We start from the raw sequence: 23,119 nt of genomic DNA, 5'->3' as shown, positions 1-23,119 counted from the left end.
CCCCGGCCGGGGTGGCGCCCTACCCTGACTTTGTGCCGACACTAAACAAACTCGGGGCCGTCAAGGACGACAGCCCGCGGACCGCGTCCCTCACCCGCCTGCGTATCGCGCTCACGATCTTCTTCGCGCTCGACGGCTTCATCTTCGCGGGATGGGTCGTGCGCATCCCCGCCGTGAAGGAGCAGACCGGCGCCTCGGCGAGCACGCTCGGGCTCGCGCTCCTCGGCGTCTCCGCGGGGGCCGTGATCACGATGATGCTCACGGGGCGCCTGTGCAGGCGCTTCGGCAGTCATCCGGTGACCGTGGTGAGCGGTGTGCTCCTGGCGCTGAGCGTCGCGCTGCCTCCGCTCACCCACTCGGCGCTCACCCTCGGCCTGATCCTGCTCGTGTTCGGCGCCGCCTACGGCGGGATCAACGTGGCGATGAACAGCGCCGCGGTCGACCTGGTCGCCGCCCTGCGCCGCCCCGTCATGCCGAGCTTCCACGCGGCGTTCAGCCTCGGCGGCATGCTCGGCGCCGGGCTCGGCGGCCTGGTCGCGGGCCACGTCTCCCCCACCCGGCACCTCCTCGCCCTCACCGTCATCGGCCTGCTCGTCACGGCCGCCGTCGGCCCCACACTCCTGCGCCACGACGCCCCCACGGCCCCGGACGACCACAGTCGTACACGGAGCGAGCCCGCATCGGCGTCCGAGCGTCCCGCCGGGCGCGTGCGCGGACTCGTCCTCGTCTTCGGCCTCATCGCCCTGTGCACCGCGTACGGGGAGGGCGCGCTCGCGGACTGGGGCGCCCTGCACCTGGAGGAGGACCTGCACGCCCATCCCGGAGTGGCCGCGGCAGGCTATTCCTGCTTCGCCCTGGCCATGACCATCGGCCGGATCAGCGGGACGGCGCTGCTCGAACGCCTGGGCAGGACACGCACGTTGGTGTTCGGCGGCGCCACCGGCGCGGCCGGCATGCTGCTCGGCTCGCTCGCCCCCACCGTGTGGCTGGCACTCCTCGGCTTCGCCGTCACAGGTCTCGGCCTCGCCAACATCTTCCCCGTGGCAGTCGAACGCGCGGGCGCCCTGGCAGGACCGACCGGCGTCGCCGCCGCGTCCACGCTCGGCTACGGCGGCATGCTCCTCGGGCCGCCGATGATCGGCTTCATGGCGGACTGGTTCTCGCTCCCCGCAGCACTGACCAGCGTGGCCGTACTGGCGGGCGTCGCCGCCCTGATCGGCTTCGCGACCCGGCGCGCGGCTGTCTCCTGACCCGCACGCGACGAGCTTTCCGCAAGGACGCATTCAGGCCAGGTCCCATCGGGCAGACTCCCGCCATGGAGACTGCGGAACACATCGAGACGCTCGACGAGGAGGGCCGCCTCCTCGCCGGCGCCGCCGAGACGGCGGGCACCGACGCCAAGGTGCCGACCTGCCCGGGCTGGGCCGTCCGGGACCTGCTGCGTCACGTGGGCATGGTGCATCGCTGGGCCACGGCTTTCGTCGCCGAGGGGCGCACGTCGTACCACTCCGGCGACGGCCTGCCGGATCTGGACGGCGCGGAGCTCATCGCCTGGTTCCGCGAGGGCCACGGCCGGCTCGTCGGGACGCTGGCCGGCGCCCGGCCCGACGTGGAGTGCTGGACGTTCCTGCCCGCGCCGTCGCCGCTGGCGTTCTGGGCGCGGCGGCAGGCGCACGAGACGACCGTCCACCGGGTGGACGCGGAGTCCGCGCTGGCCGGGACGCCCGGCGCCATCCCCGCGGAGTTCGCGGTCGACGGCATCGATGAACTGCTGCTCGGCTTCCACGCGCGCGGCCGGAGCAAGGTGCTGTCGGACACCCCGCGCCTGTTGCGCGTGCGGGCCACCGACGCCGGCCGGGCATGGACCGTACGGATCTCGCAGGAGCCGCCGGTCACCGAGCGGGACGGGGCGGGCGAGGCCGACTGCGAATTGTCGGGTCCCGCGGCGCGGCTCTATCTGTCGCTGTGGAACCGGCTGCCGTTCCCGAGCCTCACCGGCGACGCCTCAGTGGCCGCACTGTGGCGGGAGCGGTCGGGGGTCACCTGGAGCTGACTCCGGGCCGGGCCGCCTGGGGAAAATCAGCCCTGGGCTCGATCGGCGAGCATCCGCCGCAGTACCGCGCGCTGCAACGGCCGGACCTCCGCGTGCAGGGCCCGGCCCTTCTGCGTGAGGCAGACCCGTACGCCGCGGCGGTCCTCGGGGCACATGCCGCGCTCCAGGAGGCCGTCCTTCTCCAGGCGGCCGATCAGGCGCGACAGGGCGCTCTGGCTGAGATGGACCTGCGCGGCGATCTCCTGCACGCGGAAGGAGGAACTGCCGTCCTCCGCCGTGCCGTCGGCCAGGACGTCGAGCACCTCGAAGTCGCTGGCGCCCAAGCCGTGCTGATGCAGCTCACGATCGAGCTCGCACATGGTGCGGGCATGCACCGCAAGGATGTCCCGCCACTGATCCACGAGGCCGGGCTCGGCCTTTGTCGCCGCCATAACCGCACCGTAGCAGAAAAGACGGTCATTGTTGCATCGGAATTAAATGCACTTGCAGTCAATGCATACGCATGTAGTCTGCTCCGCATGACCTCTCCGCTCGCCAACACCCCTGCGTCCCAGGAGCGTTGGTCCCCCCGTCTGTGGGGCACACTGCTCGTCCTCTGCGCCGCGATGTTCCTCGACGCACTCGATGTGTCGATGGTCGGAGTCGCCCTGCCGTCCATCGGCTCGGAGCTCGACCTGTCGACGTCGACGCTGCAATGGATCGTCAGCGGCTACATCCTCGGCTACGGCGGCCTGCTGCTGCTCGGCGGTCGCGCGGCCGACCTGCTCGGCCGGCGCCGGGTGTTCCTGATAGCCCTCGGCGTCTTCGCCCTCGCGTCCCTGCTCGGCGGACTCGTCGACTCCGGGCCGCTCCTGATCGCCAGCCGCTTCATCAAGGGCCTCAGTGCCGCGTTCACCGCGCCGGCCGGCCTGTCCATCATCACCACGACCTTCGCCGAGGGCCCGCTGCGCAACCGCGCGCTCTCCATCTACACGACCTGCGCCGCCACCGGCTTCTCCATGGGCCTCGTCCTGTCCGGCCTGCTCACCGAGGCCAGCTGGCGCCTGACCATGCTGCTGCCCGCGCCGATCGCCGTGATCGCGCTGCTCATCGGCATCAAGCTCATCCCGCACAGCGAACGCGAGAAGAACCATCGCGGCTACGACATCCCCGGCGCCATCACCGGCACCGCGTCGATGCTGCTCCTCGTGTTCACCGTCGTCCAGGCGCCGGAGGCGGGCTGGGCCTCGGCCCGCACCCTGCTCTCCTTCCTGGCCGTCGCCGTGCTGCTCGCGGTCTTCGTCTCCATCGAGCGCCGCTCCCCGGGCCCGCTGATCCGCCTCGGAGTGCTGCGCTCCGGCTCACAGATCAGGGCACAGCTCGGCGCGATGGCGTTCTTCGGCTCGTACGTCGGCTTCCAGTTCCTGGTCACCCTGTACATGCAGTCCCTGCTCGGCTGGTCCGCGCTGCACACCGCGCTCGCGTTCCTGCCGGCGGGCGCCCTCGTGGCGCTCTCCTCGACGAAGGTCGGCGCGATCGTCGACCGGTTCGGCACCCCGCGCCTCATCGCGGTCGGTTTCACTTTCATGGTGATCGGCTACGCTCTGTTCCTGCGCATCAACCTCGACCCGGTCTACGCGTCCGTCATCCTGCCGACGATGCTCCTGATCGGCGCGGCCTGCGCCCTGGTGTTCCCCTCGCTCAACATCCAGGCCACGAACGGCGTCCACGACGACGAACAGGGCATGGTCTCGGGCCTGCTCAACACCTCCGTGCAGGTCGGCGGCGCCATCTTCCTCGCCGTCGTGACGGCCGTCGTCACCGCGAACTCCGGCGGGGGCTCGTCCCCGCAGGCCGTCCTCGACAGCTTCCGGCCCGGTCTCGTCGTCGTCACCGCGATCGCGCTGGTGGGCCTGCTGATCACCCTCACCGGACTGCGGACGCGGCGTCCGCAGGACACCGTCCTGATCGCGAAGTCGGTGCGGGAGGAGGAGTCGGCACAGGAGGAGTCGGATGCCGCGCGCACGGAGCGCGTCGCGGTCCACGACTGACCCACGGGTCCTCGCCCCGACCCCACACGCTCGGTCCAACCCCATACGGGTGCGCCCGGCCGGCAGTCCCCTGCCCGCCGGGCGCACCCGGGTGTCAGCGGCGTGAGTCCGCTCAGCCGAGCCAGCCGGGCCGCACGAGGCCCGACTCGTAGGCGAGGACGACCAGTTGGGCACGGTCACGCGCGCCGAGCTTCACCATCGTGCGGCTCACGTGCGTCTTCGCGGTGAGCGGGCTGACGACGAGGCGGCGGGCGATCTCATCGTTCGACAGGCCGATGCCGACCAGCGCCATCACCTCACGCTCGCGCTCGGTGAGCTGCCCGAGCGACTCGGCGGCCGCGGGCTCCTTGGAGCGCGCCGCGAACTCGGCGATCAGACGGCGGGTCACTCCCGGCGAGAGCAGCGCGTCCCCGTGCACCACCGCCCTTACTGCGCGCAGCAGTTCCTCGGGCTCGGTGTCCTTGACGAGGAACCCGGAGGCTCCGGCGCGGATCGCCTCGAAGACGTACTCGTCCAGTTCGAAGGTGGTCAGCATGACCACCTTCACGGTTTCCAGCGTGGCGTCGTCGCTGATGCGGCGGGTCGCGGCGAGCCCGTCGAGGACCGGCATCCGGATGTCCATCAGGACGACGTCCGGCCGCAGTTCGCGTACGAGGCGCACCGCCTGGTCGCCGTCGGAGGCCTCCCCCGCGACCTCGATGTCGCTCTGCGCGTCGAGCAGCGCCCGGAATCCGGCGCGGACGAGCGACTGGTCGTCGGCGAGCAGTACGCGGATCAACGGTTCTCCTCCGTCGGCGTGAACGGCAGTTCTGCGAGCACCCGGAAGCCGCCGTCGGGCCGCGGTCCCGCCTCGATCGTGCCACCCAGCGGTGCGGCCCGCTCACGCATTCCCGCAAGGCCGTTCCCGCTGCCGCCGGCCGCCTCATGGCTCGCCGGCCCGTCGTCGTCGATGCGCAGGGACAGCGCGGCCCCCGTGTACCGCACCTCGACACGCGCGTTACGCGACTCCGAATGCCGTACGACGTTGGTGAGCGCCTCCTGCACGATGCGGAACGCGGCGAGGTCGGCGCCGGGCGGCAGCGCGGCGCGGGATCCTTCCGTGGCGATGTCGACAGTGAGGCCCGCGCTCGCGGCCTGCTCCACGAGTTCCGGGAGCCGGTCGAGGCCCGGGGCGGGGGCGCGCGGCGCGTCGCCCGGGGTCCGCAGGGTGTCGAGGACCTGGCGGACCTCGCCCAGCGCCTCCTTGCTCGCGGACTTGATGGTGGTGAGGGCGGTACGCGCCTGCTCGGGGTCGGAGTCGAGCAGCGCCAGACCCACGCCCGCCTGGACGTTGATGACCGAGATGGAGTGCGCGAGCACGTCGTGCAGCTCCCGCGCGATCCGCAGGCGCTCCTCGTCCGCGCGCCGCTCGGCGGCCTTCTCCCGCTCGGCGCGCTCCTTCGCCCACTGCTCGCGGCGCGTCTTGACCAGCTCGGAGAAGGCGACGATCGCCAGGACCCACGCGGCGATGAAAACCTCCTGCCCCCAGGACGCGGCCTCGTCCCCTGACGGCGGCAGATACGCGTAAAGCCAGTGCGCCACGAGGACATGCCCCACCCAGAACATGCCGACCGCCGCCCACGCGGCTCTGCGGTGCCCCGCGACGATCGCGGCGTAACAGCCCACGGCCACGGTGATGAAGACCGGCCCGTACGCGTAGCCCGCGCCGAGGTAGACCGTCGCGCAGGCCGCCGTGCCGAAGGCCACGAGGACCGGGTACCGCTGACGCCACAGCAGGAGGACGCCGCCCGCCAGCAGCAGCACGCGGGCGAACACGTCGAGCTCGGCCCGATCGGTCTGGGCATGCGCCGCGAAGTTCGAGCCGACGAGGACGAACGCGGTGATCAGGACGGTGGACCGCCAGGGCCAGCGCGGCCCCTGTCCGCCGGCGCCCCACCATGGCGGCCCGTAGTGACCGCGCCGGGCGGCACCCGCCGCCGTCCAGGGCGGCCCGTAGCGCCTGGGGTGCGGCGGACCCGCCCAGGGTCGGGGCGGGCCGTCGGCCCCGCGTACGTGCTGCTCATCCATGACCGCAACGCTAGACGCCGCATGCCGTCACGGGCGTCAGCCGGGCGTGGTGACCACACCTACTCCCCGGGGAGTACGCGACGCGGCTCGGGCGGCGCGCGTCCCGCCCGGGGCAGCGACTCCACTCCCGGGCCGGGGACATGTCATTCCCGGGGCAGCGACTTCAACCCCCGGGCCGGGGGCATGTCATTCCCGGGGCAGCACCAGGCCCACGCCGTGGGCGAGCTGGGTCGCGGCGTGTGTGAAGAAGGTGGCACGGTCCTCCACGACCCGGTTGAACTGGCCGAACAGTTCGAAGCCGATCAGGCCGAACAGCTGCGCCCAGGCGGCGACGAGCGCGGCCACCACCGCGGGCGGCAGGTCGGGGGCCAGGTCGGCGCCGAGCCGCTCGGCCTCGGGCCGCAGCTCCTCGGGGAGTGGCGGCTCCGCGATCCCGCGGCCCTGATAGGCGTCGCGGACGATGCCGAAGAACAGCAGCCCGACGCGCGACGCGGCCGGGACGGTTGTCATCGGCGCGGTGTATCCGGGTACGGGCGAGCCGAAGATGAGCGCGTACTCGTGCGGGTGGGCCAGCGCCCAGGCGCGGACGGCTTCGCTGACGGTGACCCAGCGGCGCACCGGCGCGATCGCTCCCGCCTTGGTGTCGGTGCTCTTCGCCGCCTTCTGGAGCAGGGCGGCGTCCGCCTGCTCGGCTGCCTCGCCGATGGAGTCGTACGCGTCGATGATGAGCGCCGTCAGGAGGTCGTCGCGGCTGGGGAAGTAGCGGTAGAGCGCCGAGGAGACCATGCCCAGCTCGCGGGCGACGGCGCGCAGGGACAGCTTGGCGGCGCCCTCGGCCGCGAGCTGTCTGCGGGCCTCGTCCTTGATGGCGGCGGTGACTTCTTCCCGTGCCCTGGCCCTGGCTCCTCGTGCGGTGCTCATACGGGCAGTGTCCCACGCTTCCGGAGCAGTGCACACGTTCCGGATCGATGCACGCGTTATGGATCGGTGCACTCATTTGAGAGCAGTGCACTCAGCAGCGAGCGGCACACCCGGCGGCGACGAACAGAAAAGAGAGCACTGCTCTTGCTTTGGATCACCGATCTCGTGCACACTGATCTCAAGCGAGAGCAGTGCTCTCGCAACCGAGATCGAGACCGACTCCGGCGGCGCCCGCATCGCGCCACCCACACCCAGGAGAACCCCATGACCGCGAACGCCCAGTCCGGCTCGTCCTCCTCCCCCAGCCCCTACTACCTGAAGGGCAGCCGCCTCAACGTCCGGCTGAACGGCGTGATCGGCTGGCTCGCACGGCACGGCGTCAGCCTGATGGGGTCCGCCGAGCTCTCCGTGCGCGGCCGCAAGAGCGGCCAGATGCAGCGCATCCCGGTCAACCCGCACACGTACGGGGACGCGCAGTACATCGTCTCGGCCCGCGGGCACTCCCAGTGGGTGCGCAACATGCGCGTCGCCGGGAGCGGCGAGCTGCGCGTCGGGCGCAGGGTCCGTACGTTCACCGCGACCGAAGTGCCGGACAGCGAGAAGCTGCCGATCCTGCGCAGCTACCTGGAGAAGTGGGGCTGGGAGGTCAACCAGTACTTCCAGGGCATCACCGCCAAGTCGACCGACGAAGAGCTGACCGCGGCCGCGCCGGACCACCCGGTCTTCCTCATCACGGTCGAGAAGTAGCCTCCGGATCGTCGTCGACCGATGGCGCGGCCGAGGACGCGGCCGCCGCTGCCGGCCGGTCCAGACGGCTCAGGACGCGACCCGCCATCGGATACGTCCTGACGATCTCGCCCAGCGTCGTCGAACCGCGGGTGATGCGGGCGAACGCCTTCCACGCGGGCCGGAACCCGGTGATCGCCGCATGCAGCACCCCGGGCCTGCGCTCGAAGACCGTCAGCATCCGCTTGCCGACGCTCATCTCGACACCGAGGCCCGCCTTGACCGCGAACGCGTAGTTCAGAGCCTGCCGGCGCGCGTCCACCGCGTCGTGCGCCTCGGAGACGCGGACCGCCCACTCCCCCGCGAGACGACCGGAGCGCAGCGCGAACGAGATGCCCTCGCGGGTCCACGGTTCGAGGAGTCCCGCCGCGTCACCACAGACGAGTACGCGGCCGCGCGAGAGCGGCGAGTCGTCGGCGCGGCAGCGCGTCAGATGACCGGAGGAGACCGACGGTTCGAAGCCGGCGAGGCCGAGCCGGGCGATGAAGTCCTCCAAGTACCGCTTCGTGGCGGCGCCCTCGCCCCGCGCCGAGATCACTCCGACGGTCAGGGTGTCCCCCTTGGGGAAGACCCAGCCGTAACTCCCGGGCATCGGGCCCCAGTCGATGAGGACGCGGCCCTTCCAGTCCTCGGCGACCGTCTCGGGCACGGGGATCTCCGCCTCGAGGCCGAGGTCGACCTGGTCGAGCTTCACCCCGACATGAGCCCCTATGCGGCTGGCGCTGCCGTCCGCCCCGACGACGGCGCGGGCCAGGATCGTCTCGCCGTCCTGGAGGATCACGGCGACCGTGCGACGGTCGGGCACGGCCGAGCCGTGCTGCTCGACCCGCGAGACCGTCGTCCCCGTGCGCAGTTCGGCGCCCGCCTTCTGGGCGTGCTCGACGAGCTGGTGGTCGAAGTCGGCGCGGTTCACCAGGCCGAAAAGCATGTGGCGGGAGCGCCGGGTGCGGGTGAACTTCCCGTCGAGGGAGAACGTCACCGCGTCGATCCGGTCCCGGAACGGCAGCTCGAACCCTGGGGGCAGCGCGTCCCTGGAGGGGCCGATGATGCCGCCGCCGCATGTCTTGTACCGGGGCAGTTCCGCCTTCTCCAGAAGGAGGACGCTGCGTCCGGCGACCGCTGCCGCGTAGGCGGCGGAGGCGCCCGCGGGACCGGCGCCCACAATGACGACGTCCCACACCTGCCCGCCGCCACCGGCGTCCGCCGCATGCTCGCCCGTACCGTTGCCGCCCGCCGAGTTCTCGCTGCTCACGATGGTCTACTGCTCCCGATCCAGCCGCCTGCCGCACCTTTCCCAGGCATCCTACGGCGGTGTCCTGCCGACCCCCTGTGGGAGGATCGGCGCTGCATGCCCTGTGCACGAAACGCTCACGCACACCAGCCGACGGCGGACCCGCACGGACGCGTGCGAAAGCCGCATACGTATACACACGTGCAACGTCGCACCTACGAGGAGCGTTCCCATGTCACCGAACCCGATCGCCGAGACCGTCGCCTCGCTCATGCCCGGGGCCCGGACCGAGCTCGCCGAACTGGTGGCGTTCAAGTCGGTGGCGGACTTCGACCAGTTCCCGAAGAGCGAGAGCGAGGGCGCCGCGAACTGGGTGGCGGACGCGCTGCGCGCCGAGGGCTTCCAGGACGTCGCGCTGCTCGACACCCCGGACGGGACGCAGTCGGTCTACGGCTTCCTGCCGGGGCCCGAGGGCGCGCCGACCGTTCTCCTGTACGCGCACTACGACGTGCAGCCGCCGCTGGACGAGTCGGCGTGGGTCACACCGCCGTTCGAGCTGACGGAGCGCGAGGACGGCCGCTGGTACGGGCGCGGCGCCGCGGACTGCAAGGGCGGTGTCCTGATGCACCTGCTCGCGGTGCGGGCGCTCAAGGCCAACGGCGGTGTCCCGGTGAACGTGAAGGTGATCGCCGAGGGTTCCGAGGAGCAGGGCACGGGCGGTCTCGAGCGGTACGCAGAGCAGCACCCGGAGCTGCTCAAGGCGGACACGATCGTCATCGGTGACGCCGGCAACTTCCGGGTCGGCCTGCCGACGGCCACGTCGACGCTGCGCGGCATGACACTCATCCGGGTCCGGGTCGACACGCTCGGGGGCAACCTGCACTCGGGGCAGTTCGGCGGCGCGGCCCCGGACGCGCTCGCGGCGCTGGTGCGGATCCTCGACTCGCTGCGCGCGGAGGACGGCTCGACGACGGTCGACGGTCTCGCGACCGACGCCGCGTGGGACGGTCTCCAGTACGACGAGGGTCAGTTCCGCAAGGACGCCAAGGTCATCGACGGTGTCGAGCTGATCGGTTCGGGCACGGTCGCCGACCGCATCTGGGCCCGCCCCGCCGTCACCGTCCTCGGTATCGACTGCCCGCCGGTCGTCGGCGCGACGCCGTCCGTGCAGGCCGGGGCGCGCGCCCTGATCAGCCTGCGGGTACCGCCGGGCACGGACGCCGCGGAGGCGACGAAGCTCCTCGTCGCGCACATCGAGTCGCACACCCCGTGGGGCGCCCGCGTCCAGGTCGAGCAGATCGGGCAGGGCCAGGCGTTCCGCGCGAACACCGACAGCCCGGCGTACGCGGCGATGACGGAGGCGATGAGCGTCGCGTACGACGGTCAGGAGATGCAGTACGCGGGCCAGGGCGGTTCGATCCCGCTGTGCAACACGCTGGCGTCGCTGTACCCGCAGGCGGAGATCCTGCTGATCGGCCTGAGCGAGCCCGAGGCGCAGATCCACGCGGTGAACGAGAGCGTGTCGCCGCAGGAGCTGGAGCGCCTCTCGGTCGCCGAGGCGCTGTTCCTTCAGAAGTACGCCGCGATCTGAAACTCGTAGCAGCCGTCGTCTTCGCCCCGGGCAGAACTCTTCTGCCCGGGGCGTAGCCATGTCCCCCGGACAGCTGCGCGTCCCTACGGTCGGCGTATGAGTGTCTACGGCATCAGCGATGTGATCGAGGTCGTCCCCCGCCTGCACCTGTTGCGCTTCCCGGTGGGGCAGGCATATCTCTGGGACGACGGGGACGAGTTGACGCTGGTGGACGCGGGGGCCTCCGGCGCCGGGGCGGCGATCGCCGACGCCGTACGCGCGCTGGGCAGGCATCCGCGCGAGGTGCGCAGGATCGTCCTGACGCATTTCCACGAGGACCACGCGGGCGGCGCGGGCGAGTTCGCGGCGCTCAGCGGGGCGGTGGTGTGGGCGCACCGGCTCGACGCGCCGTTCGTACGCGGTGAACGGCCTGGCCCTGCCCCGGAGTTCGAGGACTGGGAGCGCCCGCTGCACGCCGAGGCGCTGAAGCTGCTCCCACCCCCGCCGGCGGACCCTGTACTGCCGCGTGAGGTACGGGAGCTGGCGGGCGGCGACGTGCTCGACTTCGGCGGCGGCGCCCGCGTCGTAGCGGTGCCCGGGCACACGGACGGCAGCATCGCGCTCCATCTGCCCCATCACGGTGTGCTGTTCACGGGTGACGCCGTGGCCGCGTCCCCGCTGGACGGGCAGGTCATGCTGGGCGTGTTGAACCTCGACCGCCGCCGGTCCATCGAGTCCTTCCGCACCCTGGCCTCGCTCGACTCCGGCGTGGCGTGCTTCGGGCACGGTGACCCCGTGACGAGCGGGTCGGCGGCGGTCCTGCGCGCGGTGGCCGCGCGCCTGGACGCCGCGTAGTCACCCCGTACGGCGTCAGCCCACCGGCACTCCGGCCTCCAGATAGAGGGCGGCGCCGCGCTCCCGTGCCCGCAGCGCCCAGCGCAGGCGCTCGTACCGCACGGGAGGCAGGAGTCCGGCGGCCTCCTCCTCGGTGACGAACCGCCAGCCGCGCAGCTCCGGGCCCGGAAGGATGATGCGGCGGGCCCCGGCGCCGTCGAGACGCCCGCCGTCGAAGAGCAGCCGCAGGCCGCCGTACGCGGGTGGTGCGGGCGCCTCCCAGTCGACGACGAGCAGGCCGGGCAGCTCGGGGAGCTGGATCCCGGTCTCCTCGGCGACCTCCCGTACTCCGGCCCTGGCGGGGGCCTCTCCGGGTTCCACGACGCCGCCGGGGAACTCCCAGCCGGCCTTGTACGTGGGGTCGACGAGCAGGACGCGGTCGTCCTCGTCGAAGAGCAGTACGCCCGCGGCGACGGTCTCCCCGCTGGGCTCGGGTGTCTGCACGATGTCGCAGAACTCGACGGCGCCGGTGCGCACGGCCTCGGCGATGCGGACGGCCGCTTCGTACGCACTCAGTGCGGTGGTGTCGACGGGGTGGGCGTCGGTGGTGAGCCAGGTGGCCAGCGCCGTGCGGTAGGCCTCGATGTGGCCGTAGGACCACTGCCGGACGCGTATCTCGCCGTCGGGTGTCTCGGGCGGTATCTCGCGGCGGGCCATTCGCTCGCGCAGGATCGTTTCGGCCGGGGCGAGGAGCACATGGCGTACGGGGATCCTGCGGGCGGCGAGACCGCCGAAGATCTCGTCGCGGTACTCCTGCCTGAGCAGGGTCGCCGGGACGACGAGAACGCCGCCCACCTCGGCGAACAGCGCGGCCGCCGTGTCGACGACGAGCCGCCGCCAGATCCGCAGGTCCTGGATGTCGGTCACCTCGGCCAGTTGCTTGGCGGGCAGCAGCTGCGCCAGGTCCCCGCCGATCACGTCGGGGTCGAAGAGCGTGCTGTTCGGGATCAGCTCGATCAGTTCCCGTGCGGTGGTGGACTTCCCCGCACCGAAAGCACCGTTGATCCAGACGATCACGGTTCCCCCTCCTCCGTCGGCCCCCTGAGGCTTGCCCGCAACAGCGTGCGGCGGAAACCAGCACCTGATGGGGGCGCGCCTCGCGTACGCCTCGCGCACGTCACCGAGGTCCGCGAACGAGCCGCGAGGGCCGCTTAGGATCCGCTCCGTGGACCTTCCCGAAGAGTTGATTCGCATGCAGCACGACGCCGACGACAAGGGCCGCACCCTGGAGCACCTCGATGACGGGGAGCGCCAGGCGCAGCGGGATGCCTGGTTCGAGGCGGCGGCCAAGGTCGAGGCCGCGGTCACGGCGTACGCGCAGGAACAGGGCCTGAACCGGCACGACGTGGAGAAGACCCTGCGCCAGGCCGCCCGCCGGCCGCACTCCCAGAGCTGACTCCGGACGGTGTACGGGAGCGCTCCCCCCATGCGGTGTGCCCGCGCGGCCGAGGGGATCCATGCGACAGGGTGAAGATCGCCGCGGCGGCACGGACACGCCCCCGGCGCCTCCGGTGGTCTATGAGACCGGTGACTGCGTCGTCGTCGAACTGCGCGGCGACGTCGACATCGTGACGCTCCAGGGCTCCGTCGCCCTGCTCGAGACGGTGGCGGCGGGCCCGGCCGCCACCGTGGTGATCGATCTGACCCACACCACGTTCCTCGACTGCTCGGGCCTGACCCTCCTCATGCGCGCCCGCCGCCGCGTCGAGTCCCGCGGCGGCCGCCTCAGGCTGGTCTGCGACCAGCCCCTGATCCTGCGCCTGCTGGAGGTGACGGGCCTGCTTCCGGTTTTCGCCCCGGCTCCGACCGTCGAGGCGGCGGCACGGCAGAACCAGAGCGGCCGGCCCGGCTAGCCCTTGCTCGACCCCAGCGTGAGTCCCGCGATGAAGTGTCTCTGCAGGAGCAGGAACACCAGGATCGTGGGGAGGGCCACGAGGACCGAACCGGCGGCCAGCAGGTTGTAGTCCGTGAAGAATTGACCGCGGAGGTTGTTGAGGGACGAGGTGATCGGGAGTTTGTCGGGGTTGGAGATGAAGATCAGGGCCCAGAGGAAGTCGTTGTAGATCCAGGTGAATTCGAGCGTGCCGAGCGCTGCGAGTGCCGGGCGGCACAGTGGCAGCGTGATACGCCAGAACTGCGTCCACAGCCCCGCGCCGTCGACGATCGCCGCCTCGAGGATCTCCTGGGGAAGCGTCCGCATGAAGTTGGCCAGGACGAATACGCAGAATCCCAGCTGGAATCCGATGTTGACGATGATCACGGCCCAGTACGAGTCGTACATCGTCAGTGAGTCCGACATCCACCAGGGCAGCGGAATCTTCAGGAAGAGGACGTACAGCGGGGTGACGAGAACCTGGGGTGGCAGCAGGTTTCCCGCCGTGAAGAACATCAGGAGCACGATTCCGCCGCGCACCTTGATACGCGACACCGCGAAGGCGACGAACGAGGCGAGAAAGAGCGTGATCAGGACGGCCGGCACCGCGATCATCAGGGTGTTCTTGAAGTACTCGCCCATCCCCGAGTCGCTGAGGGCCTCGCGGTAATAGTCGAACGACAGGTGTTCGGGCAGCGAGAAGTAGCCGTGCTGCGCCGTCTCCTCGTAGGGCCGCAAAGAGGCGTAGACCGCGAGCAGGAGCGGCGCGAGGAACGCCAGGGAGACGGCCATGAGGAAGATGTGCACCCCGAACCGGCCGCGCCGGCGAGGGTGTTCACCGCGCCGGTCGCCGCCCGCCAGGGAGCGGCCCCGGGCGGCAGGGGACGTCGTACGGATGTCGGCGGTCATCGGTCGCGCGCACCTCGCAGCTCTTGGACCAGGAACGTCACGATGAATCCCAGGGAGACCGTGAGGAGGACGACCGCGATGGCCGAGCCGAAGCCGATGCGGCTGGCCTCGCCGATGACGTTGTCCGTGATGAGGACGGACAGCAGCTCCAGGCCGTTGCGCCCCTTGTTCACGGCGTAGACGATGTCGAAGGCACGCAGCGACTCGATGACGGTGATGACGCCGACGATGACATTGACGGGGCGAAGTGTCGGGAAGACGACGCGGAAAAAGGTCTGGCGGGCGTTCGCGCCGTCGATCGCCGCGGCTTCTTTCAGTGTCGGGTCGACGGATTTGAGGCCGGCGAGATAGAGGATCATCACGTATCCGGTGTGCCGCCAGCTCGCGGCCAGCATCATCATCCAGATGTTGATGTCGGAGTCGCCCAGCCAGTCGATCGGGTTCTCGTGGTTGTTGAGAACGGTGTTGACGACGCCCTGGTCGGTGCCGAGGATCAGCTGCGCCATGAATCCGACGACGGCCAGTGAGAGCACGACCGGCATATAGAGCGTCGACTGGTAGAAGCGGCTGAAGCGCACACCCCGGTCGATGAGCACGGCGAGCAAGAGGCCGAAGGGCGTGGCGATCAGGCCGAGAAAGGCGAGCCACAGGAGGTTGTGGCGCACGGCCGGCCAGAACGGCGGATAGTTGTCGACGAGGTTCCGGTAGTTCTCTCCACCGACCCAGTGGACGTCACCGATGCCGTCCCACGACGTGAAGGACAGGCCGATGGAGGCGAGCGTGGGACCCCAGATGATGACGATGTCGAGCAGTACGGGTATTCCCAGGAGCACGACGAGAACGGCGAGGTCACGGCGTGTGAAACGCCGTGACCTCCGCCGCCCTCCGCGCCGCGCGGTCTTCAGCGCCACGGAACGCATTCCCCCACTACTCAGCTGACCGCGGACGAGAAGATTTCCTTCTTCTGCCGCTCGATCCGGTTGACGAGGCCGTCGATGTCGTTCGGATTTCCGATGAAGTCCTGAAGTGCCTTGATCATCACGGTCTGTGCGAAGTCGGGCCGGGTGTCGCGGTCCATGAACTGTGATATCTGCTTGGCACCGGAGACGAGTTCGGCCGACTTCTTCTGCAGCGGGGTGTACTTGGACGTGTCGGCACCGTCGTTCACGGCGACGTTGTTCGGGTCACCGGCGAGGTAGATGTCCTCGGCCCCGGGAGTGCCGAGGTATTTGAGGAGCGCCTTGCCCGCTTCGACGTTCTTGGCCTTCTTCGCGATCAGGAAGCCGTCGATGGGGGCCTCCACCGCGTCCTGCCCGTACTGGGGGTCGATCTCCGGGAACGCGAAGAAGTCGATGTCCGCGCGTTCGTTCTCCGGGAACTGCTGGCCCGGGTGCGGCATTCCGAAGACGGCCATGCCGGTCTGGCGCTTCTGCAGGCCCTGAGCGGCTTCCTCCCAGGTCCGGCCGAGGGCGCCTTTCTGGTAGTACGGCATGAGTTCGCGCCAGAGGTCGAACACCTTCTTGACCTTGGTGTCGGTCCAGGCTTCCGTACCCGCCATGAGGCCCTTGTGGAAGTCGTATCCGTTCAGGCGCATGTTGATGTAGTCGAAGGTGCCCATCGCGGGCCAGCCGTCCTTGTCGCAGAACGCGACCGGGGTGCCGTCCTTGTGCATCTGCTTCGCCAGGGCGATGAAGTCGTCCCAGTTCTTGGGCTGTTCGTAGCCCTGCTTCTCGAAGAGGCTCTTCCGGTGGAATACGGCCCACGGATAGTAGTAGTACGGCACGAAGTACTGCTTGCCGTCGTGCGTGGACTGGTCCTTGAGCGCCTGTGAGAAGCCCTTGAAGCCCTTCCAGACGTCGTCGACGTCCGTCAGGAGGCCCTTCTCGGCGAAGTACTGCATGCGGTAGCCGGCGAACCACATGAAGACGTCGTCCGGCGTGCCCTGGAGATAGCGCGTGATGTTCGTCTGGAACTCGTTGTGATCCGTGGTGTTGACGTCGACCTTCTTGCCGGACTTCTTCTCGTACGCCGTGAAGGCCGCCGCGAACGCCTTCTTCGGCACCGCGTCCGAGGAGTTGGACCCCACGGTGACGGTCTTCTTGTCGCCACCCGGGCCGTCCCCGCACGCCGTGAGCAGTGCCGGAAGCGTGAGCGCACCTGCGCCCACCGCCGCGCCCCGCAGGAGACCCCGACGGGACATCCGATGTCCTGTCGCGCTCCCGGGCGCGCCAGAACCGTAGAACGATGACTGTGCCATGTCCCCCTCCTGGGGCCGCAACCCAACACAACCGAACGCGAGGGTTGGATCCCACTCTCAACTCCCGAGATCGTCAAGGGTTCTGACGGGACATCGGGCAACCGTTACCGCATCTCTTCCAACAGAGTCCAACACGGCCTACCGTAAACGCGCGCCACTGACGCGAACATGACGTCATCCCACCTTTCGCGAGTACGGAGGAACGTAACAATGCGTCACCTTCCCACCCGCACCTCTCGCACCACCCGCCGAAGAGTCGTCGGAGCGCTGGCCACCGGGCTGCTGTGTGCCGCGGGCGTCACGGCACCGGCCGCGGTCGCCGACCCGCCGAAATCCGGCGTGTCCGGCTCGCAGGGCGCAAGCGCTCAGGAAGCTTCGCCCACGCTCGACGACGGGCTCGCGCCGACCCCTCCCATGGGCTTCAACAACTGGAACTCCACGCACTGCCGCGCCGAGTTCAACGAGGCGATGGTCGAGGGCATCGCCGACATCTTCGTGGACAAGGGCCTCAAGGCCGCGGGCTATCAGTACGTCAACCTCGACGACTGCTGGGCCCTGCCCCAGCGCGACGCGAACGGCAAACTCGTGCCGGACCCCGCGCGCTTCCCCAACGGAATCAAGGCCGTCGCCGACTACGTCCACTCCAAGGGACTCAAACTCGGCATCTACACGAGCGCGGGCACCAAGACGTGCAGCGACATCGGCTTCCCCGGCGGCCTCGGTCACGAGTACAGCGACGCCCAGCAGTTCGCCGACTGGGGTGTCGACTACCTCAAGTACGACAACTGCAACAACCAGGGCGTCGACGCCAAGCAGCGCTACCGCACGATGCGTGACGCCCTGAAGGCCACGGGACGGCCCATCGTCTACAGCCTCTGCGAATGGGGTTCCAACAAGCCGTGGGAGTGGGCGGCCGATGTCGGCCATCTGTGGCGCACCACCGGTGACATCAGTGACAGCTGGGGCTCGATGCTCTCCCTGATGAAGCAGAACCTGCCACTCGCGCAGTACGCGGGGCCCGGGCACTGGAACGACCCCGACATGCTCGAGGTCGGCAACGGCGGCATGACCGCGACCGAGTACCGCACGCACTTCTCGATGTGGTCGATCATGGCCTCACCGCTGCTCATCGGCACCGATCTGCGCAAGGCCTCCGCCGAGACCCTCGACATCCTCAGCAACCGCGAAGTCATCGCGGTCGACCAGGACCCGCTGGGCAAGCAGGGCACGGTGCTCTCCTCCGAGGGCGGGCGCTGGGTCGTCGCCAAGGAGATGAAGGACGGCAGCCGCGTCGTCGCCCTCTTCAACGAGTCGGGCAACGCACAGCGGATCGCCACGTCGGCCGACGCGGTCGGACTGCCGCACGCGAGCGCCTACACACTGCGCGATCTGTGGCAGCACAAGAGCTACAACACGGCCGGGGCCATCTCGGCGACCGTTCCGGCGCACGGGACCGTACTGGTACGGGTAGCCGCCGACGGCAAGTGGGCCGCGAACCCGCCCGCCGTCGAACTCGGCCTGGGCGGCGCGCCGTTCGTCGAGGCCGGCAAGGCAGCCCGGCTCACGACGTCCGTCACCGATCTGGGCCGCACGCCCGCACGCCAGGTGTCCGTCGCGCTGAGCGGGCCCTCCGGGTGGAGCGTCAGGCCGGTCTCGCCGACCGGCGCCGGATCCGTACCGACGGGCAAGGCGCTCACCACGTCATGGACCGTGACCGCGCCGGCGGGGACCGCGACGGGGGCGTACGACCTGTCCCTCAAGGCCACATACCGCTCGCCGGGCGGTGCGCGCGCCCAGAGCGTGCTGCCGCTGACCGCGCACGTGGTGGTCGCACCACCGGCCGGGGAGTCGTCACTCGGCGATCTGCCGTGGCTGTCCACGACGAACGGGTACGGGCCCGTCGAGCGCAACACCAGCAACGGGGAGAGCGACGCGGGCGACGGGCATCCGATCACCATCGGCGGCGTCGTCCACCAGAAGGGACTCGGCGTGCACGCGGACAGTGCCGTCGAGTACTACACGGGCGGCTCGTGCGAACGCGTCAGCGCGAGTGTGGGCGTCGACGACGAGAAGGGCACGAAGGGCACCGTGACGTTCGAGATCTGGGCCGACGGCAAGAAGGTGGCATCGACCGGCACCCTCACCAACGCGGACGCGGCCGAGCCGCTGTCGGCCGACGTGAGCGGGGCACAGGCGGTACGCCTCGTGGTGACCGACGCAGGCGACGGCGTGGACTCCGACCATGCGGACTGGGGGGACGCGACGCTGTCCTGCTAGTGCGTCACCCGTGAGCCGGGGCGGGCCACATGTCCTGCCCCGGCTCCGGCCCGCCCTGGAACGACGTGAAGGCGCACAGACGACGTACAGACGTAATGACCCGCGTCTCAGAGCGCCGACACGTCCCGGTCGCGTGTGAGCGCCGCCGCTGCCGCGCCGACGAGGCCCGCGTCCGTGCCCATGCGGGCCGGTGCCACCGTGAGGCGCTGCACGAACGACAGCGTCGCGTAGTCGCGCAGCGAGCGGCGCAACGGCGCGAAGAGGACCTCTCCCGCCTTCGCCACTCCCCCGCCGATCACCGCGATGTCGATCTCCACGAGCGTGGCCGTCGCGGCGATGCCCGCCGCGAGCGCCTGGGCGGCACGTTCGAAGGAGGCGATGGCCACCTTGTCGCCCTCGCGCGCGGCCGCGGCCACCGCCGCGGCCGACACGTCGCCGTCCGCGCCGGGGCGCCAGCCGCCGTCCAGCGCGCGGCGCGCGATGTTCGGCCCGCTCGCGATCCGCTCGACGCAGCCGCGCGCCCCGCACGGGCACGGGTCCCCGTCCAGATCCACGCTGATGTGGCCGATGTGGCCCGCGTTGCCCGTGGGCCCCGGGTGCAGCTTGCCGCCGAGGATCAGGCCGCCGCCGACGCCGGTGGAGACGACCATGCACAGCGCGTTGTCATGGCCTTGCGCAGCGCCCTGCCAGTGCTCGGCCGCCGTCATCGCGACGCCGTCCCCGACCAGTTCGACCGGCAGGCCCCCGGTGACCGCGTGGACCCGGTCCACGAGCGGGAAGTCGCGCCAGCCCGGCACGTTGACCGGGCTCACCGTGCCCGTGGACGCGTCCACCGGACCCGCGCTCCCGATGCCCACGGCCCGCGCCCTCACCCACAGCGGCGCGGCGGTGAGCTCGCGCAGCACGTCCTCGACGGCCCGCATCACCGTGTCCCCGTCCTCCTTGGCCGGAGTCGGCCGCTGCGCGCGCAGCAGGATGCGGCCGTGGTCGTCCACCAGGGCCCCGGCGATCTTGGTGCCGCCGATGTCGAGCGCGGCGACGAGGTCGGTCTGCATCAGTGTGAGGTCCCCTGGTGAAATGGCAGGTCGGAGAATGCGATGGATAGTGTCTCCCGCATCTGACAACGTTGTCCAGGGCCTATGCTCGACGCCACATCCCCATACAGCATCATGAACCCCCTGGAACCGCAGCGACGACAGGACAGGACAGCCCACCGTGGACCGCACCGCCCGCCGCCCCGACAGCCGTTACGGCAACCGCCCGACCATGAAGGACGTCGCGGCGCGCGCCGGAGTGGGCCTCAAGACGGTGTCCCGCGTCGTGAACGGCGAACCGGGGGTCACCCCCGACACCGAACGCCGCGTCCAGGAGGCCATCGAGGCCCTGGGCTTCCGCCGCAACGACAGCGCGCGCGTCCTGCGCAAGGGCAGGACGGCGAGCATCGGCCTGGTGCTCGAGGATCTGGCCGACCCCTTCTACGGGCCGCTGAGCCGCGCCGTCGAGGAGGTCGCCCGCGCCCATGGCGCGCTGCTCATCAACGGGTCGAGCGCCGAGGACCCGGAGCGCGAGCAGGAGCTCGTCCTCGCGCTCTGCGCCCGCCGGGTGGACGGGCTCGTGGTGATCCCGGCCGGCGACGACCACCGTTACCTGGAGCCCGAGATCGCCGCCGGTGTCGCGACCGTGTTCGTCGACCGTCCCGCCGGGAAGATCGACGCGGACGTGGTTCTGTCCGACAGCTTCGGGGGCGCGCGCGACGGCGTCGCGCATCTGATCGCGCACGGCCATCGCCGTATCGGCTTCATCGGTGACCAGCCGCGCATCCACACCGCCGCCGAGCGTCTGCGCGGCTACCGGACCGCGATGGAGGACGCCGGGATAGCCGTCGAGGACGCGTGGATGTCGCTCGGCGTGACCGATCCGGAGCGGGTGCGGCGCGCCGCGGGGGAGATGCTCGCGGGCCCCGATCCGGTCACGGCGATCTTCGCGGGCAACAACCGTGTGACGGTGACCGTCGTACGGGTCCTGTCCGAGGTGGACCGCCCCGTGGCGCTGGTCGGCTTCGACGACATCGAACTGGGCGATCTGCTGCGCCCCGGCGTGACGGTCGTCGCGCAGGACGCCGCGCAGCTGGGACGCACGGCCGCCGAGCGGCTGTTCCGGCAGCTCGACGGGGTGTCGCTGGTGCCGGAGCGGATCGAGCTGCCGACCCGGCTGATCACCCGCGGCTCGGGTGAACTCCCCCCGGCCGACTGACAGTTGAGCCATCGGACGGCTCGGCGGACGGTCGGGCAAGGAGGCCCGGCGGGCCCGCGACATCAATCACAAGATCAGCAAGCGCATCGTGGCGGAGGCCCAACGCACCGGTCGCGGTATCGCCCTGGAAGACCTGGGCGCGGGTGCGCTGAGGAAGCCCCAGCGCACCACGCTGCACTCCTGGTCGTTCAATCAGCTCGGCTCAGCCACCTCGGCTGGTGCGTGTGGGTCTGCGAGGCCCGGTCAACGGCCCCTGCCCTCACCCTCATCGCCTGACCGGCGACACACAACAGGTGAGCGCTGGACGCAGCCGGGCCTCGTCGCGGCCATCGACGACCTGAGCAGCAAGCCCGGGACTCAGTCCCGGGCAGATGACTGGTGTACAGACTGCGGGGCAGCGGTGACAGGACCGGAGGTGCGTGACAGGACCGGGACGGTCAGCGCTCCTGCGCGGTCAGGTCGCCGCGGCGCGGGCCCGCGAAGCCCTGGAGGCGGGCCAGAGTGAGGCCGGTGATCCGGGTGACCTCGCCCGTGTCGAGGGCGCCGCAGTCCAGGCCGCGCAGCAGATACCCGGCGAGCGCCTTGGCGGTGGCGGGCTCGTCCGCCACGTCGCCGCCCTCGTGGTGACCGGCGTAGGCGGCCAGGCGCGCGGCGGCCGACTCGAAGCCCTCGCGGTAGAAGGCGAAGACCGCGGCGTAGCGGGTCGGGATGTGGCCCGGGTGCATGTCCCAGCCCTGGTAGTAGGCGCGGGCCAGGGCGCGGCGGGTGAGGCCGTAGTGCAGGCGCCAGGCGTCGTGGACCTTCGCGGTCGTACCGACGGGCAGGACGTTGGTGGAACCGTCCGAGACGCGGACGCCTGTGCCGGCGGCGGCCACCTGCATGACGGCCTTCGCGTAGTCGGCGGCCGGGTGGTCGCTGGCCTGGTAGGCGGCGCTGACGCCGAGGCAGGCGCTGTAGTCGAAGGTGCCGTAGTGCAGTCCGGTCGCGCGGCCCTCCGCGGCGTCGATCATGCGGGCGACGGCGGCGGTGCCGTCGGCGGCGAGGATGGACTGGCTGGTCTCGATCTGGATCTCGAAGCCGAGGCGCCCCGCCTCGAGGCCGTGGGCCTTCTCGAACGCCTCCAGGAGCCGGACCATGGCGGTGACCTGCTCCGGGTACGTCACCTTGGGGAGCGTGAGCACGAGCCCGTCGGGAAGGCCGCCCGCCTCCATGAGGCCGGACAGGAAGATGTCGAGGGTGCGGATGCCACGGTCGCGTACCGGCGCCTCCATGCACTTCATGCGGATGCCCATGTACGGGGCGGCGGTGCCGTTCTTGTACGCCTCGGCGACGAGACGGGCGGCGCGGGCGGCGTCCTGGTCCTCGTCGGCGCCCTTGTAGCCGTCCTCGAAGTCGATGCGCAGGTCCTCGACCGGCTCGCGCACCAGCTTGGCGCGTACGCGCGAGTGGACGGCCTCGGCGAGGTCGTCGCCCAGGCCGAGGACGGCGGCGAAGGAGGCGGCGTCCGGGGCGTGTTCGTCGAGCATCGCCAGGGCCTTGTCGCCCCACGTACGGATGCTGTCGGCGTCGAACTGCTCACCCGGGATGTACACGGTGTGGACGGGCTGCCGGGTGCCGGGGTCTCCGGGGTAGCGGCGCTCCAGCTCCGCGTCCACCGGGGCGAGGGAAGCGCTGATGCCCTCGCTGACCGCTCCGGCGAGGCTCGTTGCCACCTTCTCTTGCTGACCCATTCCTGCACCCTCCACACTCTCGACGTTCCAGAGTTTCCGCTTCACGGAATCAATAATCCGTATAGCGAAGTTATCTGCGCTCGCCACCTGCGTCAATGGTCCCCCGAACGCGAACGGGGCCGCGCGGTGAAGATCACCACGCGGCCCCGTTGCCGTTACCGGCCCGGAGAAGCTCAGCCCTTGCGGGTGTTGACTTCCTCGGTGAGCTGGGGGACGACGTCGAAGAGGTCGCCGACGACGCCGTAGTCGACGAGGTCGAAGATCGGGG

The 23,119-nt window shown here is 70.6% G+C and carries 21 protein-coding genes; 10 read left to right on the top strand and 11 right to left on the bottom strand.

All coding sequences use genetic code 11. The features are described 5' to 3' along the window. The first annotated feature begins 32 nt into the window (after positions 1-32). Both ACWFR4_RS39885 and ACWFR4_RS39880 read left to right on the top strand, forming a co-directional pair. Positions 33-1,250 carry an MFS transporter gene (locus tag ACWFR4_RS39885; RefSeq protein ID WP_453656532.1) on the top strand — a complete coding sequence of 406 codons (1,218 nt, stop codon included), beginning with the start codon at positions 33-35 and terminating at the stop codon, positions 1,248-1,250. A 65-nt stretch (positions 1,251-1,315) separates the two neighbouring features. After that, positions 1,316-2,053: a maleylpyruvate isomerase family mycothiol-dependent enzyme gene (locus tag ACWFR4_RS39880; protein ID WP_453656531.1), complete on the top strand. Its 738-nt coding sequence runs from the start codon at positions 1,316-1,318 to the stop codon at positions 2,051-2,053. Positions 2,054-2,079: 26 nt separating this feature from the next. Here ACWFR4_RS39880 and ACWFR4_RS39875 read toward each other — a convergent pair whose 3' ends face one another. Next, a complete protein-coding gene (locus ACWFR4_RS39875) occupies positions 2,080-2,484 on the bottom strand; it encodes a MarR family winged helix-turn-helix transcriptional regulator (RefSeq protein ID WP_453458759.1) in 405 nt (134 codons plus the stop codon). An 87-nt stretch (positions 2,485-2,571) separates the two neighbouring features. On the opposite strand from ACWFR4_RS39875, the gene ACWFR4_RS39870 reads away from it, so the two are divergent. After that, positions 2,572-4,083, top strand: a complete 1,512-nt coding sequence (locus tag ACWFR4_RS39870) for an MFS transporter (protein WP_453458762.1) — start codon at positions 2,572-2,574, stop codon at positions 4,081-4,083. A gap of 112 nt (positions 4,084-4,195) precedes the next feature. Here the strand turns inward: ACWFR4_RS39870 and ACWFR4_RS39865 are convergent, their stop codons facing one another. The 3 genes from ACWFR4_RS39865 to ACWFR4_RS39855 form a co-directional block, all read right to left on the bottom strand. Then, a complete protein-coding gene (locus tag ACWFR4_RS39865) occupies positions 4,196-4,861 on the bottom strand; it encodes a response regulator (protein ID WP_453467290.1) in 666 nt (221 codons plus the stop codon). Then, positions 4,858-6,150, bottom strand: coding sequence for a sensor histidine kinase (locus ACWFR4_RS39860; protein ID WP_453656530.1), 1,293 nt, complete (start codon positions 6,148-6,150; stop codon positions 4,858-4,860). The genes ACWFR4_RS39865 and ACWFR4_RS39860 overlap by 4 nt, the downstream gene beginning before the upstream one ends. A 186-nt stretch (positions 6,151-6,336) precedes the next feature. Next, positions 6,337-7,071: a TetR/AcrR family transcriptional regulator gene (locus ACWFR4_RS39855; RefSeq protein WP_453467294.1), complete on the bottom strand. Its 735-nt coding sequence runs from the start codon at positions 7,069-7,071 to the stop codon at positions 6,337-6,339. A 264-nt stretch (positions 7,072-7,335) separates the two neighbouring features. Between ACWFR4_RS39855 and ACWFR4_RS39850 the strand changes: the two genes are divergently transcribed. Next, positions 7,336-7,818, top strand: coding sequence for a nitroreductase family deazaflavin-dependent oxidoreductase (locus tag ACWFR4_RS39850; protein WP_453656529.1), 483 nt, complete (start codon positions 7,336-7,338; stop codon positions 7,816-7,818). On the opposite strand, the gene ACWFR4_RS39845 is transcribed toward ACWFR4_RS39850, so the two are convergent. Next, positions 7,802-9,109, bottom strand: a complete 1,308-nt coding sequence (locus tag ACWFR4_RS39845) for a geranylgeranyl reductase family protein (RefSeq protein ID WP_453467299.1) — start codon at positions 9,107-9,109, stop codon at positions 7,802-7,804. The genes ACWFR4_RS39850 and ACWFR4_RS39845 overlap by 17 nt on opposite strands. Positions 9,110-9,320: 211 nt before the next feature. Here ACWFR4_RS39845 and ACWFR4_RS39840 point away from each other — a divergent pair, with 211 nt between their 5' ends. Beyond that, the gene (locus tag ACWFR4_RS39840) at positions 9,321-10,679 is read left to right on the top strand and encodes a M20/M25/M40 family metallo-hydrolase (protein ID WP_453467301.1); all 1,359 of its coding nucleotides are present in this window, start codon (positions 9,321-9,323) and stop codon (positions 10,677-10,679) included. 96 nt (positions 10,680-10,775) lie between these two features. Further along, positions 10,776-11,513, top strand: coding sequence for an MBL fold metallo-hydrolase (locus ACWFR4_RS39835; protein WP_453467304.1), 738 nt, complete (start codon positions 10,776-10,778; stop codon positions 11,511-11,513). Between the two features lie 15 nt (positions 11,514-11,528). On the opposite strand, the gene ACWFR4_RS39830 is transcribed toward ACWFR4_RS39835, so the two are convergent. Further along, complete coding sequence (locus tag ACWFR4_RS39830) at positions 11,529-12,569, bottom strand: NUDIX hydrolase (RefSeq protein ID WP_453467306.1); 1,041 nt, start codon at positions 12,567-12,569, stop codon at positions 11,529-11,531. A gap of 148 nt (positions 12,570-12,717) precedes the next feature. Here ACWFR4_RS39830 and ACWFR4_RS39825 point away from each other — a divergent pair, with 148 nt between their 5' ends. Both ACWFR4_RS39825 and ACWFR4_RS39820 read left to right on the top strand, forming a co-directional pair. Next, a complete protein-coding gene (locus ACWFR4_RS39825) occupies positions 12,718-12,948 on the top strand; it encodes a hypothetical protein (protein WP_453467308.1) in 231 nt (76 codons plus the stop codon). Between the two features lie 61 nt (positions 12,949-13,009). Next, positions 13,010-13,405, top strand: a complete 396-nt coding sequence (locus ACWFR4_RS39820; protein ID WP_453656528.1) for an STAS domain-containing protein — start codon at positions 13,010-13,012, stop codon at positions 13,403-13,405. Here the strand turns inward: ACWFR4_RS39820 and ACWFR4_RS39815 are convergent. Genes ACWFR4_RS39815 through ACWFR4_RS39805 form a run of 3 tightly spaced genes read right to left on the bottom strand, consistent with a single transcriptional unit; the run spans position 13,402 to position 16,534 of the window. After that, positions 13,402-14,334 (bottom strand): carbohydrate ABC transporter permease, encoded by a 933-nt coding sequence (locus tag ACWFR4_RS39815; RefSeq protein ID WP_453467312.1) that lies wholly within the window; start codon positions 14,332-14,334, stop codon positions 13,402-13,404. The two genes, ACWFR4_RS39820 and ACWFR4_RS39815, sit on opposite strands and share 4 nt — an antisense overlap. Beyond that, complete coding sequence (locus ACWFR4_RS39810; RefSeq protein ID WP_453467314.1) at positions 14,331-15,254, bottom strand: carbohydrate ABC transporter permease; 924 nt, start codon at positions 15,252-15,254, stop codon at positions 14,331-14,333. Before ACWFR4_RS39810 ends, ACWFR4_RS39815 begins: the two co-directional genes overlap by 4 nt. An 11-nt stretch (positions 15,255-15,265) precedes the next feature. Further along, positions 15,266-16,534: an ABC transporter substrate-binding protein gene (locus ACWFR4_RS39805; RefSeq protein WP_266567458.1), complete on the bottom strand. Its 1,269-nt coding sequence runs from the start codon at positions 16,532-16,534 to the stop codon at positions 15,266-15,268. A gap of 267 nt (positions 16,535-16,801) precedes the next feature. Between ACWFR4_RS39805 and ACWFR4_RS39800 the strand changes: the two genes are divergently transcribed. Continuing rightward, positions 16,802-18,868, top strand: coding sequence for an NPCBM/NEW2 domain-containing protein (locus tag ACWFR4_RS39800; protein WP_453656527.1), 2,067 nt, complete (start codon positions 16,802-16,804; stop codon positions 18,866-18,868). Positions 18,869-18,975: 107 nt separating this feature from the next. On the opposite strand, the gene ACWFR4_RS39795 is transcribed toward ACWFR4_RS39800, so the two are convergent. Further along, a complete protein-coding gene (locus tag ACWFR4_RS39795) occupies positions 18,976-19,923 on the bottom strand; it encodes an ROK family protein (RefSeq protein WP_453656526.1) in 948 nt (315 codons plus the stop codon). A 160-nt stretch (positions 19,924-20,083) separates the two neighbouring features. On the opposite strand from ACWFR4_RS39795, the gene ACWFR4_RS39790 reads away from it, so the two are divergent. Beyond that, a complete protein-coding gene (locus ACWFR4_RS39790) occupies positions 20,084-21,121 on the top strand; it encodes a LacI family DNA-binding transcriptional regulator (protein WP_453469211.1) in 1,038 nt (345 codons plus the stop codon). Positions 21,122-21,558: 437 nt separating this feature from the next. On the opposite strand, the gene ACWFR4_RS39785 is transcribed toward ACWFR4_RS39790, so the two are convergent. After that, positions 21,559-22,851 (bottom strand): DUF6986 family protein, encoded by a 1,293-nt coding sequence (locus ACWFR4_RS39785; protein WP_453469212.1) that lies wholly within the window; start codon positions 22,849-22,851, stop codon positions 21,559-21,561. Positions 22,852-23,119: the final 268 nt, after the last annotated feature.

It is taken from the genome of Streptomyces sp. NPDC055140 (assembly GCF_053607285.1).
The sequence above is the reverse complement of the archived record's forward strand: the minus strand, read 5'-3'. Positions and strand labels throughout refer to the sequence as shown.